13 protein-coding genes are annotated in these 13,795 nt (G+C 72.3%); 6 read left to right on the top strand and 7 right to left on the bottom strand.

The features are described 5' to 3' along the window. Positions 1–44: 44 nt before the first annotated feature. Positions 45–1,007, bottom strand: coding sequence for a MurR/RpiR family transcriptional regulator (locus ACIBI4_RS15010; RefSeq protein WP_399204246.1), 963 nt, complete (start codon positions 1,005–1,007; stop codon positions 45–47). Between the two features lie 136 nt (positions 1,008–1,143). Here ACIBI4_RS15010 and ACIBI4_RS15005 point away from each other — a divergent pair, with 136 nt between their 5' ends. The 3 genes from ACIBI4_RS15005 to ACIBI4_RS14995 all read left to right on the top strand — a co-directional run bounded on the left by ACIBI4_RS15005 (position 1,144) and on the right by ACIBI4_RS14995 (position 3,161). Further along, the gene (locus ACIBI4_RS15005; RefSeq protein WP_399204322.1) at positions 1,144–2,364 is read left to right on the top strand and encodes a Cmx/CmrA family chloramphenicol efflux MFS transporter; all 1,221 of its coding nucleotides are present in this window, start codon (positions 1,144–1,146) and stop codon (positions 2,362–2,364) included. 153 nt (positions 2,365–2,517) lie between these two features. Continuing rightward, the gene (locus ACIBI4_RS15000; RefSeq protein WP_399204245.1) at positions 2,518–2,895 is read left to right on the top strand and encodes a hypothetical protein; all 378 of its coding nucleotides are present in this window, start codon (positions 2,518–2,520) and stop codon (positions 2,893–2,895) included. Beyond that, positions 2,892–3,161 carry a DUF4031 domain-containing protein gene (locus ACIBI4_RS14995; protein ID WP_399204244.1) on the top strand — a complete coding sequence of 90 codons (270 nt, stop codon included), beginning with the start codon at positions 2,892–2,894 and terminating at the stop codon, positions 3,159–3,161. The genes ACIBI4_RS15000 and ACIBI4_RS14995 overlap by 4 nt, the downstream gene beginning before the upstream one ends. A gap of 40 nt (positions 3,162–3,201) precedes the next feature. On the opposite strand, the gene ACIBI4_RS14990 is transcribed toward ACIBI4_RS14995, so the two are convergent. From ACIBI4_RS14990 to ACIBI4_RS14980, 3 genes are all read right to left on the bottom strand, one after another. After that, positions 3,202–3,762, bottom strand: coding sequence for a GNAT family N-acetyltransferase (locus tag ACIBI4_RS14990; RefSeq protein ID WP_399204243.1), 561 nt, complete (start codon positions 3,760–3,762; stop codon positions 3,202–3,204). Positions 3,763–3,769: 7 nt separating this feature from the next. Further along, entirely contained in the window at positions 3,770–4,456 is a 687-nt protein-coding gene (locus tag ACIBI4_RS14985) for a hypothetical protein (protein ID WP_399204242.1), read from the bottom strand. 90 nt (positions 4,457–4,546) lie between these two features. Next, positions 4,547–6,820 carry a heavy metal translocating P-type ATPase gene (locus tag ACIBI4_RS14980; RefSeq protein ID WP_399204241.1) on the bottom strand — a complete coding sequence of 758 codons (2,274 nt, stop codon included), beginning with the start codon at positions 6,818–6,820 and terminating at the stop codon, positions 4,547–4,549. A gap of 172 nt (positions 6,821–6,992) precedes the next feature. Here ACIBI4_RS14980 and ACIBI4_RS14975 point away from each other — a divergent pair, with 172 nt between their 5' ends. The 3 genes from ACIBI4_RS14975 (at position 6,993) to ACIBI4_RS14965 (ending at position 10,488) form a co-directional block, all read left to right on the top strand. Continuing rightward, entirely contained in the window at positions 6,993–7,919 is a 927-nt protein-coding gene (locus ACIBI4_RS14975) for a hypothetical protein (RefSeq protein ID WP_399204240.1), read from the top strand. A 100-nt stretch (positions 7,920–8,019) separates the two neighbouring features. Continuing rightward, positions 8,020–8,715, top strand: a complete 696-nt coding sequence (locus ACIBI4_RS14970; protein ID WP_399204239.1) for a copper homeostasis protein CutC — start codon at positions 8,020–8,022, stop codon at positions 8,713–8,715. A 129-nt stretch (positions 8,716–8,844) separates the two neighbouring features. Then, on the top strand, positions 8,845–10,488 hold the full coding sequence (locus tag ACIBI4_RS14965; RefSeq protein WP_399204238.1) for a DNA repair helicase XPB: 1,644 nt from the start codon (positions 8,845–8,847) through the stop codon (positions 10,486–10,488). A gap of 33 nt (positions 10,489–10,521) precedes the next feature. Here ACIBI4_RS14965 and ACIBI4_RS14960 read toward each other — a convergent pair whose 3' ends face one another. The 3 genes from ACIBI4_RS14960 to ACIBI4_RS14950 form a co-directional block, all read right to left on the bottom strand. Then, a complete protein-coding gene (locus ACIBI4_RS14960) occupies positions 10,522–11,472 on the bottom strand; it encodes an AraC family transcriptional regulator (RefSeq protein WP_399204237.1) in 951 nt (316 codons plus the stop codon). 44 nt (positions 11,473–11,516) lie between these two features. Next, on the bottom strand, positions 11,517–12,446 hold the full coding sequence (locus tag ACIBI4_RS14955) for an NADP-dependent oxidoreductase (RefSeq protein WP_399204236.1): 930 nt from the start codon (positions 12,444–12,446) through the stop codon (positions 11,517–11,519). A 137-nt stretch (positions 12,447–12,583) separates the two neighbouring features. Then, positions 12,584–13,780, bottom strand: coding sequence for a glycosyltransferase 87 family protein (locus ACIBI4_RS14950; RefSeq protein WP_399204235.1), 1,197 nt, complete (start codon positions 13,778–13,780; stop codon positions 12,584–12,586). Between the last annotated feature and the right edge of the window lie 15 nt (positions 13,781–13,795).

The following is a 13,795-nucleotide window of genomic DNA, read 5'->3' as shown; positions in this document are numbered from 1 at the left end:
CCATGTGCGGGTGAAAGGGGTGGCGGCAGGAATTGCGGGTGGCTTCAGCGGGTCGTCCGTGGACTGTGCCGGTGGGCGAGCGCCTCGTAGGACGCGGCGAGCGCGGGCGCCGCGGTCTCGTAGGTCCGCTGCGCGACGCCGACGAACAGGCAGTCCACGACGAGCAGTTGGGACGTACGGGAGGACATCGCGGCGGGGCGCAGCTCGCTCTCGCGCGCGGTGGAGGTGGTCAGAATGTGGTCCGCGTACTGCGTGACCGGGCTGTCCGGGCGGCCGGTGATCGCGATGGTCGTGGCGCCGTGCTCGAAGGCGACGCGCAGCGGCTCGATGATGTCGCCGGTGGAGCCGGAGTGGGTGATCGCGATGGCCACGTCGCCGGAGCGCAGGGTCACCGCGTTGGTGACGGCCAGGTGCGGGTCCGAGTGGGCGTGCGCGATGTGGCCTATGCGGAGCAGCTTCTGCGCGAGGTCCTGGGCGACGAGCCCGGAGGCGGCGACCCCGTAGACCTCGACGCGGCGGGCGGCCGCGAGGGCGGAGACGGCGGCGCCGAGCTGGGCCATGTCGAGCCCGGCGGCGGTGTCGGCGAGCGTCTGCTGCTCGTCGTAGGCGAGCTTGGCGACCACGTCGGGCAGCGGGTCGTCGACCGCGATGTCGGCGGTGACGGCCGGGGCGCGGCCCGACTGCTGCTGGGCGGCGAGGCCCGCGAGCGCCAGGCGCAGATCGCGGTAGCCGGGGTAGCCGAGCAGGCGCGCGGTGCGTACGACGGTGGCTTCGCTGGTGCCGGTGCGTTCGGCGAGGCCGGTGACGGTGAGCGCGGCACAGCCGGCCGGGTCACCGGCGACGGCTTCGGCGACGCGCTGCATCGAGCGGGTCATGGAGGGTGCGAGCGTGCGCACCTTGGCCGCGAGTGCGGCAGGCGCCGGCGGGGTGCTCGGCAGCGTGCCGGTGCTGAGGCCGGTGCCGCCCGGGGCGCCGCCCGTGAAACTTTCCTTCAAGTCATTGCTCACCCTTGAAAGATATTTTCCGCGTTCTTACATCGTCAAGAGGCCCTTGGTCCCGCGTTCATCACGGGGGGCATACGGAATGAAAGCCGCCACCTGCTTGTTCGCACCTGACATGCCCGCACCCGCCAGCAGCTCCCGTATGCCCATAGCCGTCTACACGCTCGGCACAGCTGTCTTCGCACTCGGCACCAGCGAGTTCATGCTCTCCGGACTGCTCCCGGAGATCGCCCGCGACATGGACGTCACCATCCCGCAGGCCGGACTGCTCATCTCGGCCTTCGCCATCGGCATGGTCGTGGGCGCGCCACTGCTCGCGGTGGCCACACTGCGGCTGCCCCGCCGCACCACCCTCATCACCCTGATCTCGGTCTTCGGCCTCGGGCAGATCGCGGGCGCGCTCGCCCCGACGTACGAGATCCTCTTCGCCTCGCGCGTGATCAGCGCCCTCGCCTGTGCGGGCTTCTGGGCGGTCGGCGCGGCGGTCGCCATCGCGACGGTGGAACTCGGGCAGCGGGCCCGTGCGATGGCCGTGATGATCGGCGGACTCTCCGTGGCCAACGTGCTCGGCGTGCCCGCGGGCGCCTTCCTCGGCGAGCACCTCGGCTGGCGCTCCGCGTTCTGGGCCGTGGCCCTCTCCTCCGCGGTCGCGCTCGTCGGCGTCGTCACGCTCATTCCGCGCATCCCCCTGCCCGAGCGCAAGCCGGAGCTGCGCCGCGAACTGGCGATCTACAAGGACCGCGCCGTCTGGCTGCAGATCGCGCTGATCGCGCTCGCCGCGGGCGGCGTCTTCTGCGCGTTCAGCTACCTCGCGCCGCTGCTCACCGACGTGGCCGGGCTCGACTCGGGCTGGGTGCCGTGGGTGCTCGGGCTCTTCGGTGTGGGTGCGCTCATCGGTACGACCGTCGGCGGACGGATCGCGGACGCGCACCTCTTCGGCGTGATGTTCAGCGGCATCGCCGCCTCCACGCTCTTCCTGTGCGCGTTCGCGCTCTTCGCGAGCAGCGCGGTGGCCGTCGTCGGCCTCGCGTTCCTGCTCGGCTTCTCGGCGTTCTACACGGCTCCGGCGCTCAACGCCCGGATGTTCAACGTGGCCGGCGCCGCGCCCACGCTCGCCGGGGCCACCACGACCGCGGCGTTCAACCTCGGCAACACCGGCGGGCCCTGGCTCGGCGGCGCGGTGATCGACGCGGACTTCGGCTACCGCTCGCCCGCGTGGGCCGGGGCGGCGATGACGGTGACGGCGCTCGGGGTCGCGTACGCGGCGCTGCGGGTGCAGCGCAGCCGTGGTGCGGCGTCGGTGCGGGTGGCCGGGCACGTGGCCGGGTCGTCCGAGCCGGCGGTGGACCGGGCCGCGCTGTAAGGGGACCGGGCCGCGCTGTGAGGGGACCGGGCCGCGCTGTGAGGGGACCGGGCCGCGCTGTGAGGAGGCGGGTCCGGCACGTCCGCTGCTCCCCGCGCGTGCGGTGGCGATCACGCCTGCCGCAGTACGGCGGGTGGGGCGCACAATGGCGTTATGGACGCCGCGGAACACAGACCTCGCCTGGAACAGGCCCTCCACACGGCACGCGCCCTCGTGCTCGCCGACCTCGTGGCCGGTGATGTGGCCGAGGCCGATGTCGTCTCGCTGGTCGAGGACGCGGTGGCGCACCGGCGGTGGTGGGTGGAGCAGTGGCCGGACGGCGCGGAGTTCCTGTCCGGGCTCGTGGCGCAGGACGTCCAGGACGCGCTCCTCGAACGCTACGGGCGGTGGCCTCTGTGCCCCGTGTGCGGCTCGGGCGACCCGCACGCCCTGGAGGTCGAGCCCGAGCTGGGGGCCGACCCGCACTGGGTGTGCGCGAAGGCCGCGGTGGTGGTGGCGCGGGTCGGGGCGCTCGGTGGGGTGGCCCGGTGACGGTCTACATCGATCCGCCGACGTGGCCCGGGCACGGGCGGATGTGGTCGCATCTCATCAGCGATTCCTCGTATGAGGAGTTGCATGCGTTCGCGGCTTCGATCGGGTGTCCTGCGCGGGCGTTCGAGCGGGATCACTATGACCTGCCGGCCGGGCGGTATGCGGATGCGGTGGGTGCGGGGGCCGTGGAGGTCTCCTCGCGGGAGGTTGTGCGGTTGTTGGTTGCCTCCGGGCTCCGGCGGCCGAAGGGGCGGGCTGTGGGGTGAGGCCCCCGGGCCCCGGCATCCGGACTTCGTTCGGATCTGCTCAAGCGCCGCAGGGGCTGGGTGTGCCGAACGGGCTGAGTTCGTACGCCAGCCAAGCCGGATCCTCCGAAGCCACCCGCCTGAACCCGACCCGCTCCAGGGCCCGTTGGGACGGCTCGTTCGTGGGGTCCGTGCGGGCCGTGATCGTGTCGGCCTGCGGGGTCGAGAGGGCCCAGGTGGTGAGGGCGCGGAGGGCCTGGGTGGCGTAGCCGTTGCGGCGGGCCGTGGTGACGACGTCGTAGCCGATCTCCGCGCGGCCCTCGGCGGGGGCGCCGTGGAAGCCCATCGCGCCGACCGCGAGGCCGTCCGACTCCCTGACCAGGATGTAGGTGCCCCAGCCCGGGACGTACGCACCTTCTGCCGCCGCCTTCGCCATCAGGCCGGCACCGATCCGCGTGCCCTCCTCGGGCCCGCCCTCGATCCAGGTGAAGCCGCCCGTGCCGCCCGAGGACAGGTCGAGCGCCGCCGCGGGGGCGAGCGCGACGAGGCGCAGGTCGGGGGTGCGGAGGGCGAAGGGGGCGTCGAGGGAGCCGTGGCCGGAGTCGTTCATCGCATCTGTCACCGCGCGATTATGCGAGGCCCCGGGTGAGTTGCGCGAGCTCTTTCTCCAGGTTGGCGCGGGCCCGGGCCTCCCACTCGGTGGCCGCGTACGGCGTGTGGAACAGCCGTGGGAGCGCGAGGAGTTGGGCGAGGATCCGGGCGCGGCCCGTACGGAAGGCGTCGTCGGGCACGAAGCCGTACTCGTCACGTACCGCCGCCGTGTACGCGGCGTAGGCGGCGGGGTCCGACGCCAGGATCGCCAGGTCAGCGTCGCACAGGACCTGCCCGTTGCGGTCGTCGGGGGCGGGATCGTGCGTGACGGTCAGCCGGACGAGACGCGCCACCTCGGCGACGGCGGACGCGCTCAACCCGGCCTCCGCCAGCGCCCGTTCGGCCAGCCGCGCCGACCGCTCCTCGTTCTCCGAACGGTCGGGCAGGTACACGGCGTCGTGGAACCACGCACCCAGCCGCACGAGGTCCGGATCGTCCGCGTGCGAGGCCAGTACGTCGATGTGGTCGAGGACCGCGGTGAGGTGCGCGACCGTGTGATAGCGCCGCTGCGGTTCGGCCCAGCGCTTCAGCAGGTTCTCCGCGTACGGGGCCGGATCCGGCGCCGGATGCCCCGGCTCCGTCCCCGCGGTACCGCGCACCGCGTGCAGGGTGTCCGAGAAGCGGGTGCGCAGCGCGTCGAGTCGCTCGGTCATGGGGCGGGACATGGGGTGAGCGTAATGGCCCGCCCGCACAACGGACCGTGCCGGGAGGGCGGCTGAGCCTGCCCTCCCGGCACGGGGTGCACGGGACCTCCGTCACGAAGCCGCCTTGAACCCCCGCAGCCGCAGCGAGTTCGCCACCACGAACACCGACGAGAACGCCATCGCCGCTCCCGCGAGCATCGGGTTGAGCAGCCCGGAGGCCGCCAGCGGCAGCGCGGCCACGTTGTAGGCGAAGGCCCAGAACAGGTTCACGCGGATCGTGCCGAGCGTGCGGCGGGCCAGGCGGATCGCGTCGGCCGCCGCGCGCAGGTCGCCGCGGACCAGCGTGAGGTCGCCCGCCTCGATCGCCGCGTCCGTGCCCGTGCCCATCGCGAGGCCGAGGTCGGCCTGGGCCAGGGCGGCCGCGTCGTTGACGCCGTCGCCGACCATCGCGACCGAACGGCCCTCCGCCTGGAGCTTCTTGACCACGTCGACCTTGTCCTGGGGGAGGACCTCGGCGATGACGTGCTCGGGTGCGATGCCCACCTCGGCGGCCACGGCCTCGGCCACCGCCTTGTTGTCACCGGTCAGCAGGATCGGCGTCAGACCCAGTGCGCGCAGCCTGCTGATCGCCTCGGCGCTGGTGTCCTTGACCGCGTCCGCGACTTCGAGGACACCGCGTGCCTCGCCGTCCCACGCGACCGCGATGGCCGTACGGCCCGCGGCCTCAGCGGCCGACAGGGCCCGCTCCAGCTCCACCGGCAGGTGGATCTCCCACTCGGCGAGCAGCTGGGTACGGCCCACCAGGACCGCGTGGCCCTCGACGATGCCCTGGACACCGAGCCCGGGAACGTTCGCGAAGTCCTCGGGGACGGGCAGGGGCTGCGGGGCGCCCGCGGCGACCGCCTGGGCGATCGGGTGCTCGGAGGCGTTCTCCAGCGCACCGGCCAGGCGCAGCAGCTCGTCCGCGGAGACTCCGTCGGCCGTCTGCGTGGCGAGGAGCGTCATCCGGCCCGTGGTGACCGTGCCGGTCTTGTCGAGCACGATCGTGTCGACCTTGCGGGTCGTCTCCAGGACCTCGGGGCCCTTGATCAGGATGCCGAGCTGCGCGCCCCGCCCCGTACCGACCATCAGCGCGGTCGGCGTCGCGAGACCCAGGGCGCAGGGGCAGGCGATGATCAGGACCGCGACGGCCGCGGTGAAGGCGGCGCTCCAGCCGGCCCCGTTGCCCAGCCAGAACGCGAGGGTGGCGAAGGCGAGCGCGATCACGACCGGGACGAAGACCGCGGAGATGCGGTCCGCGAGGCGCTGCGCGGCCGCCTTGCCGTTCTGCGCGTCCTCCACCAGGCGCGCCATCCGGGCGAGCTGGGTGTCGGCGCCGATCCGGGTGGCCTCGACGACCAGCCGGCCGCCCGCGTTGAGGGTCGCACCGGTGACCGCGTCGCCCACGCCGACCTCGACGGGCACGGACTCGCCGGTCAGCATCGAGGCGTCCACGGCCGAGGAGCCCTCGACCACGGTGCCGTCGGTGGCGATCTTCTCGCCGGGCCGCACGAGGAAGCGGTCACCGGTCTTCAGCTCGGAGGTGGGGATCCGGACTTCGGTGGTGCCGTCGCGCAGGACCGTGACGTCCTTCGCGCCGAGTTCGAGCAGCGCCTTGAGCGCGGCGCCCGCCTTGCGCTTGGAGCGCGCCTCGAAGTAGCGGCCGGCCAGGATGAAGGCCGTGACGCCCGCGGCGGCCTCCAGATAGATGTTCCCGGCGCCGTCGGTGCGCGCGATGGTCAGCTCGAAGGGGTGCGTCATGCCGGGGGTGCCGGCCGTCCCGAAGAACAGCGCCCACAGCGACCACAGGAACGCCGCCGACGTACCGACCGAGATCAGGGTGTCCATCGTCGCCGCGCCGTGGCGGGCGTTGGTCCACGCGGCCTTGTGGAAGGGCCAGGCGGCGTACGTGACCACGGGCGCGGCCAGCGTCAGGGACAGCCACTGCCAGTACTCGAACTGCAGCGCCGGGATCATCGCCATCGCGATCACGGGAACGGAGAGCACGACCGCGGTCGTCAGACGCTCGCGCAGTGTGCGCAGCTCGTCGGACGCGGGCGCCTTGCCCGCCTCGTCGCCCGCCGTGTCCGCGGTGCGCGGCGGCTCGGGCTCCTGGGCGGTGTAGCCGGTGGCCTCGACCGTGGCGATGAGGTCCCCGACGGAGATGTCGTCACGGAAGTGGACCTTGGCCTTCTCGGTCGCGTAATTGACCGTGGCCTCGACCCCGTCCATCCGGTTGAGCTTCTTCTCGATACGGGCCGCGCAGGACGCGCAGGTCATCCCGCCGATTTCCAGCTCGACCTGTGCCTGCGCCTGTACGGCCCCGGTATCGATCTCGGTGGTCATGGCTGCGGTCTCCTCGCGTCCGTTCGGCAGGTACCCCAGGGGGGTATTGCTGAGTGCGAGTTCATGTATACCCCCCACCCCTATCGAATGCAAGCGGCTCCTCTCGCTTGACTTTATACCCCCTAGGGGTATGGTCGCAGGTATCGGACCCAGGCCGCACAGGGAGCACGCCATGAAGACAGCACTCCGGATCACCGCCTTCGTCGCCGCGCTCGGCGCGACCTTCGGCACCGCGTACGCGGTCGGGACCGGGTTCGACCCGGTGATCGACAAGAAGGAGAGCGGCGCGGCCGCGCACGACGAAGGCGGTCACGACGGTGGAGGGGAGGAAGCGGGTGCCGGCAAGGAGAAGGCGGCGAAGACCGCGTACACCCTCGGGCTCAAGACCCCGCGGCTGACCGCCGACCGGGCCGGTGAGCTGCGGTTCGCGATCGAGGACGAGCAGGGCAGGCCGCTCAAGTCCTATACGCGCGAGCACGGCAAGGAGCTGCATCTGATCGTCGCCTCGCGCGATCTGACCGTGTACCGGCATCTGCACCCCGAGCGGGACGCGGACGGCACCTGGTCCACGCCCGTGAAGCTGCCGGAGGCCGGCAGCTACCGGATCTTCGCCGACTTCAAGGCGAAGGGGGCCGCCGAGGGCGATGTGCAGGCGGCCGAGGTCGCGGTGGCCGGCCCGTACAAGCCGAAGGAGCTGCCGAAGGCCTCGCCCGTCGCGAAGGTCGACGGCTACGAGGTGCGGCTCAACGGGAAGCTGAAGCCCGGCAAGGCGAGCGAGCTGGTCCTGAGCGTGAGCAAGGACGGCCGCCCGGTGAAGAACCTGCAGCCCTATCTCGGCGCGTACGGCCACTTGGTCGCGCTGAAGGCCGGGGACCTGGAGTATCTGCACGTCCACCCGAACGACGGCCCGGCCGGACCGGACATCTCCTTCACCGCGGAGACCACCGGCAAGGGCGCGTACCGCCTCTTCCTGGACTTCCAGCACGAGGGCAAGGTCCGTACGGCCGCCTTCACGGTGTTCACGGACGGGACCGTGTCCGCGGCGCCGGAGACCTCCGAGGCGCCCGGGGCCGAGGAAGAAGAGGGGCACGGTCACTGATCGACTCCCCAGCGGCCCGATCACCGCGTACTCTGATATTGGACTAGACCAGCAGAGTGCAGATTGTCGCGATCAACGGTGATCCGTGAGGAGTGGGCCCATGACGAAGCGTGCAGTCCTTGAGGTGATCGCCCTCGGGCCCGAGGACGCGGTCGCCGCACAGACGGGCGGCGCGGACCGGCTCGAAATGGTCACCGACATGGCGGCCGACGGGCTCACTCCGAGCGTGGCCACGTTCAAGTCGATCCGCTCCTCGGTGGACATCTCCCTGCGGGTGATGCTGCGGGCCGCGGACGGCTTCGCGGCCGGAGACGTGCAGGCCCTCGTGCGCTCGGCGCGCGAGCTGCGCGAGGCGGGCGCCGAGGAGTTCGTGCTCGGCTTCCTCGACGAGACGGGCGCGCCGGACCTGCCGGCCGTCGAGGCGCTGGTCGCGGCCCTCGACGGCGCGCGCTGGACCTTCCACCGCGCCATCGACCGCGCGGCCGACCGCGACGCCCTGCGCAAGCAGCTCGCGGAGCTGCCCGGCCTCGACACCTACCTCACGGCGGGTGCGGCGGGCGGCGTCGACGAGGGCATGGCGACCCTGGTGGCGGAGGCGGGCCGCGCCGCCTCGGGCGAACCGGGCTACGAGCCGCAGATCCTGGTCGGCGGCGGCCTCGCCCTCCACCACGTGCCGCACCTGAAGGCCGCCGGCCTCGACGCCTTCCACATCGGCTCGGCCTCGCGGCCGGGCGGCTGGAACGAGCCGGTCTCGGCGGACGCGGTGGCCGAGTGGCGGGCGGCGGTCGACGCCTGACGTCCGGGCGGTGGTCGACGCCTGACGTCCGGCGGTGGGCGAGGTGCCTGCGGCGGGCTTCGCTCCCCGCCCCGCCGCAGGGCCGGGAAATGGCACACTGGAGGTTTGGCCAGCAGAAGGGGTGTGCGTGTGAACGGCCCGCTCATCGTCCAGTCCGACAAGACCTTGCTCCTCGAGGTCGACCACGAGCAGGCCGACGCCTGCCGTCGTGCCATCGCTCCGTTCGCCGAACTGGAGCGCGCACCGGAGCACATCCACACCTATCGCGTGACCCCGCTCGGCCTGTGGAACGCGCGGGCCGCGGGGCATGACGCCGAGCAGGTCGTCGACGCGCTCGTCGCGTACAGCCGCTACCCCGTCCCGCACGCCCTCCTCGTCGACATCGCCGAGACGATGGACCGCTACGGGCGCCTCACGCTCTCCAAGCACCCGGCCCACGGCCTCGTCCTGACCACGACGGACCGGCCGGTCCTGGAGGAGATCCTGCGCTCCAAGCGGATCACCCCGCTCGTGGGCGCCCGGATCGACGCGGACACCGTCGCCGTGCACCCCTCCGAGCGCGGCCAGATCAAGCAGACCCTGCTCAAGCTCGGCTGGCCCGCCGAGGACCTCGCCGGGTACGTGGACGGCGAGGCGCACGCCATCGAGCTCGACGAGTCGGGCTGGGCGCTGCGTCCGTACCAGAAGCAGGCCGTCGAGAACTTCTGGCACGGCGGCTCCGGCGTCGTCGTCCTGCCCTGCGGCGCGGGCAAGACGCTGGTCGGCGCGGGCGCGATGGCCGAGGCGAAGGCGACCACGCTGATCCTCGTCACCAACACCGTCTCGGCCCGCCAGTGGAAGCACGAGCTGGTCAAGCGCACGAGCCTGACCGAGGACGAGATCGGCGAGTACAGCGGGACGAAGAAGGAGATCCGCCCCGTCACCATCGCCACGTACCAGGTCCTGACGACGCGGCGGAAGGGCGTTTATCCGCACCTGGAGCTCTTCGACTCCCGCGACTGGGGCCTGATCCTCTACGACGAGGTGCACCTGCTGCCCGCGCCCGTCTTCAAGTTCACCGCCGATCTGCAGGCGCGCCGCCGCCTCGGTCTCACGGCCACGCTCGTACGCGAGGACGGCCGCGAGTCCGACGTGTTCTCGCTCATCGGCCCCAAGCGCTTCGACGCGCCCTGGAAGGAGATCGAGGCGCAGGGCTACATCGCGCCCGCCGACTGTGTGGAGGTCCGCGTCAACCTCACCGACTCCGAGCGGCTCGCGTACGCGACGGCGGAGACCGAGGAGAAGTACCGCTTCTGCGCGACGACCGCCACCAAGCGCAAGGTGACGGAGGCGATCGTCAAGAAGTTCGCCGGCCAGCAGATCCTCGTCATCGGCCAGTACATCGACCAGCTCGACGAACTGGGCGAGCACCTGAACGCGCCCGTCATCAAGGGCGAGACCAGCAACGCCCAGCGCGAGAAGCTCTTCAACGCGTTCCGTGAGGGCGAGATCAGCGTGCTCGTCGTCTCGAAGGTCGCGAACTTCTCCATCGACCTGCCCGAGGCCACGGTCGCGATCCAGGTCTCCGGCACGTTCGGCTCCCGCCAGGAGGAGGCCCAGCGCCTGGGCCGCGTCCTGCGCCCCAAGTCGGACGGCCACCAGGCCCACTTCTACTCGGTCGTCGCCCGCGACACCATCGACCAGGACTTCGCGGCCCACCGGCAGCGGTTCCTGGCGGAGCAGGGGTACGCGTACCGGATCGTGGACGCGGACGATCTGCTCAAGGACGCCTAGGGCGAGTGCCGGAAACCCCGCACAAGGCAACGCTCAGGCGGCTGCCCGCAGTTCACGCCGGTAGCCGCCGGGCGCCTGCCCGTACTCGCGCTTGAAGGCCTTGGCGAACGCGTACTCCGAGCCGTATCCGGTCCGCGCCGCCACGGCCGCGAGCGTCTCCTCGGACTCGCGCAGCAGCCGCGCCGCCGTGGTCATCCGCCAGCGGGTCAGATACGCCATCGGCGGCTCGCCCACGAGGTCGGTGAAGCGGCGCGCGAAGGCCGCGCGCGACAGGCCCGCCCGCGCGGCCAGTTCCTGGACGGTCCAGGACCGGGCCGGATCGCCGTGCAGCGCGGTGAGCGCGGGCGCGACGGCCTGGTCGGAGAGGGCCGCGGCCCAGCCCCGCGCACGCTCCGTCGGCTGCTCCTCGTACCAGGCGCGCAGGACGTACAGGAGCAGCGAGTCGATCAGCGCGGGCACGATGCCGGCCGAGCCCATCCGCGGCCGGTCCAGCTCGGATCTCAACAGGCCGATCGCGGCGGCCAGTTCGGGCGAGCGGGTGCCGGCGGCCGGCAGGTGGACGATGCGCGGCAGGCGGCTCACCAGCGGGTGCGGGCGGGCCTGGTCGAGGTGGTAGTAGCCGCAGAGCAGATCCGCGCGCTCGCCGCCCTCCTCGCCGACGACCACCGTGCCGATGGGCGCCCCCGGGGCGAACTCGGCCTCCCGCGGCTCCTGCGGTGCCGTGTCCGGACGGTCGCCGAGTACGGCGCCGCAGCCGTCCCGCAGGAACACCACATCGCCTTCGAGCAGCCGCACGGGCCGCGCCGCCTCCCCCTCCGCCGGACTCTCCAGAGGAGTCAGCCAGGACGAGCCCGACAGCACCACATGGAACCCGGAGCCGGAGACCGGCGGCAGACCGACCGCCCAGGGGGCATGGCCCGTGGTGCGTACGGAGACGGGCCGGCCGGTGCGCATCGAGGCCAGCGCCTCACTGAGGATGTCCACCGCCGGCCCCTTCCGCCGTCCGCCCGTTGCGCCGTGCCCGCACCTTACGCGGCGACCCGCAGGACGACCTTGCCGCGGGTGCGCCCGGAACCCACCAGCTCATGCGCCTTCGCGGCCTCGTCGAGCGGCAGCGTCTGCGCGACATGCGGGCGGACGCGGCCCTCGTCGATCAGGGCGGCGATCGCTTCGAGCGAGGCGTAGTCGGGCTCGACGGACACCCCGGCGAAGCGCCGGCCCGCGGCCTCGACCCGGGCGGCGAGCTCCGTGTTCCAGTGCTCCATGATGCTGATGAGCGTGCCGCCGGGCTTCAGGACCTCCAGCGAACGCTCGCCCTGCGAGCTGGAGTCGAAGACCACGTCGAGGTCGCGTACGGCCTCGGTGTAGTCGGTGCTCCGGTAGTCGATGACCTCGTCGGCGCCCAACTCCCGTACGAAGGCGTGGTTCGCCTCGCTCGTCAGGGCCGTCACGTGCGCGCCGCGCGCCTTGGCGATCTGCACCGCGAAGTGCCCGACCCCGCCGGCGGCGCGGTGCACGAGCACCCGCTGCCCCTCGCGTATCCCGGCCGCGTCGACGAGACCGTGCCAGGCGGTGAGCGCCGCCAGCGGTACGGCGGCGGCCTCGGCGTGGCTCAACGATGCGGGCTTACGGGCGACTTGGCGCGACGGTACGGCGACGTAGTCGGCGTACGCGGTCGCCGCCCGCGGGAAGAACGGCATCCCGAACACCTCGTCCCCCGGCTTGAACCGGGCCCCGGGCCCGGCCTCCTCGACCACCCCGGAGATGTCCCAGCCGACCCCGAACGGCGGCTCGCCGAGCAGCGGGAGCGCACCGGCCCGCACCGCCACGTCCACGGGATTCACCCCGGCCGCGTGCACCCGGACCAGGACCTCGCCGCCGAGCGGGGCGGGCTTGTCGGTCTCGGTGACCTGGAGGACCTCGGGTCCGCCGAACGACTGCTGCAGGACTGCGCGCATGGTGAACTCCCTTGAGACGGCTACGGATTGGGCCCCACCGAGTGGGCGGTGCGCCTTCGATGTCCGTAACTCTAGGAAGATCCGTTGAGCGTCTGAATATCCTAAGGACTCGGAAAGATGTCCCAGCGTCTACGGGTTCACTGGGCGCCCGATCGGTCAGGGGTTGCCGTCGAGCAGGATCCGGCCCGTTGCTCGATCAGCCGTGAGGACGGGTACTCACGGCGTCCGAACCGCAGCGCCACGCACACCAGGAGCGCCACCGCGAGCAGCGCGTACGGGGAGGCCAACGGCTGCTGCCACCACGGCAGATGCAGGTCCAGGTCGCCCTGGTGCGGCAGGATCCAGAAGCTGCGGGCCGTGAACACCGCCACCACCGCGAGCGCGATCCGCGTGCGGCCCTCCGCGAGCAGGAGCGCGAGCAGCGGTACGCACCACACCCAGTGGTGGGACCAGCTGATGGGGGAGACGAGCAGGGCCGTGAACGCGGTGGTCAGGAGGGCCCACGCGGGGGAGCGCCGGTGGACGCGGGCCGCGAGCCACAGTCCGTACGCCGCTGTCAGGGCCGCCGGGACCAGCCACAGCACGCCGGGCGCCGGATCGCCGAGGACGCGGGCGATCAGGCCCTGCAGCGATTGGTTGTCGACGATCCAGGCCTTGCCGACGCGGCCGGTCGCGAAGAGGTGACGGGTCCAGAAGTCGAGGCTCGCGGACGGCAGGACCAGCGCGCCCAGCAGGACCGTGCCCGCGAAGGAGGCCGAGGCCGTGGCCGCGGCGCGCAGTTGGCGCGTCAGGAGCAGGTGCACGATGAAGACGGCGGGTGTCAGCTTCACACCGGCGGCGACCCCCAGCGCGAAGCCCTTGCCGAGTGCGGAATCCGGCCGGTTCAGGTCCCACAGGATCATGCAGATCAGGACCAGGTTGATCTGGCCGAACAGGAGCGTCTGGAAGACGGGTTCGAGCCAGAGACCCACCGCCACGGTCACGTACAGAAAGGGGCGGGGGAGCGGGAGGCGGGCGAAGCGGGCCGAGTGGTGGATCAGGAGCGCGAGGAGCAGGGCGTTGCCCGCCATGAACGCGAGTTTGAGGGCCGGAAGGGGCAGCCAGGTCGTCGGGACGAAGAGGATCGCGGCGAACGGCGGATAGGTCGCGGGCAGGGCCCACTCGGTGACGGTGAAGCCGTACAGATCGGTGCCGTGCATCACGGCGGCGCCCTCGGCCCGGTACACGAGCGTGTCGGCCATCGGAACGCGCCGTACGACGCAGAGCACGGCGAGCGCCAGGGCGGACACCGCGAGTGCGGCGGGTGGGCGGAGGGGGGCAGTCCTGCGGATCACGCGCGTGACCCTAGC

The organism is Streptomyces sp. NPDC050418 (assembly GCF_044458745.1).
Classification (GTDB): domain Bacteria; phylum Actinomycetota; class Actinomycetes; order Streptomycetales; family Streptomycetaceae; genus Streptomyces.
Note: the sequence above shows the minus strand (reverse complement) of the source record. Positions and strands in the feature narration are given on the sequence as shown.

Excerpts from the sequence above, each read along its gene's own strand:
- ACIBI4_RS15005 (WP_399204322.1), top strand. The coding sequence starts at position 1,144 with ATGCCCATAGCCGTCTACACGCTCGGCACAGCTGTCTTCGCACTCGGC.
- ACIBI4_RS15000 (WP_399204245.1), top strand. The coding sequence starts at position 2,518 with ATGGACGCCGCGGAACACAGACCTCGCCTGGAACAGGCCCTCCACACG.
- ACIBI4_RS14985 (WP_399204242.1), bottom strand. The coding sequence starts at position 4,456 with ATGTCCCGCCCCATGACCGAGCGACTCGACGCGCTGCGCACCCGCTTC.
- ACIBI4_RS14980 (WP_399204241.1), bottom strand. The coding sequence starts at position 6,820 with ATGACCACCGAGATCGATACCGGGGCCGTACAGGCGCAGGCACAGGTC.
- ACIBI4_RS14975 (WP_399204240.1), top strand. The coding sequence starts at position 6,993 with ATGAAGACAGCACTCCGGATCACCGCCTTCGTCGCCGCGCTCGGCGCG.
- ACIBI4_RS14970 (WP_399204239.1), top strand. The coding sequence starts at position 8,020 with ATGACGAAGCGTGCAGTCCTTGAGGTGATCGCCCTCGGGCCCGAGGAC.
- ACIBI4_RS14955 (WP_399204236.1), bottom strand. The coding sequence starts at position 12,446 with ATGCGCGCAGTCCTGCAGCAGTCGTTCGGCGGACCCGAGGTCCTCCAG.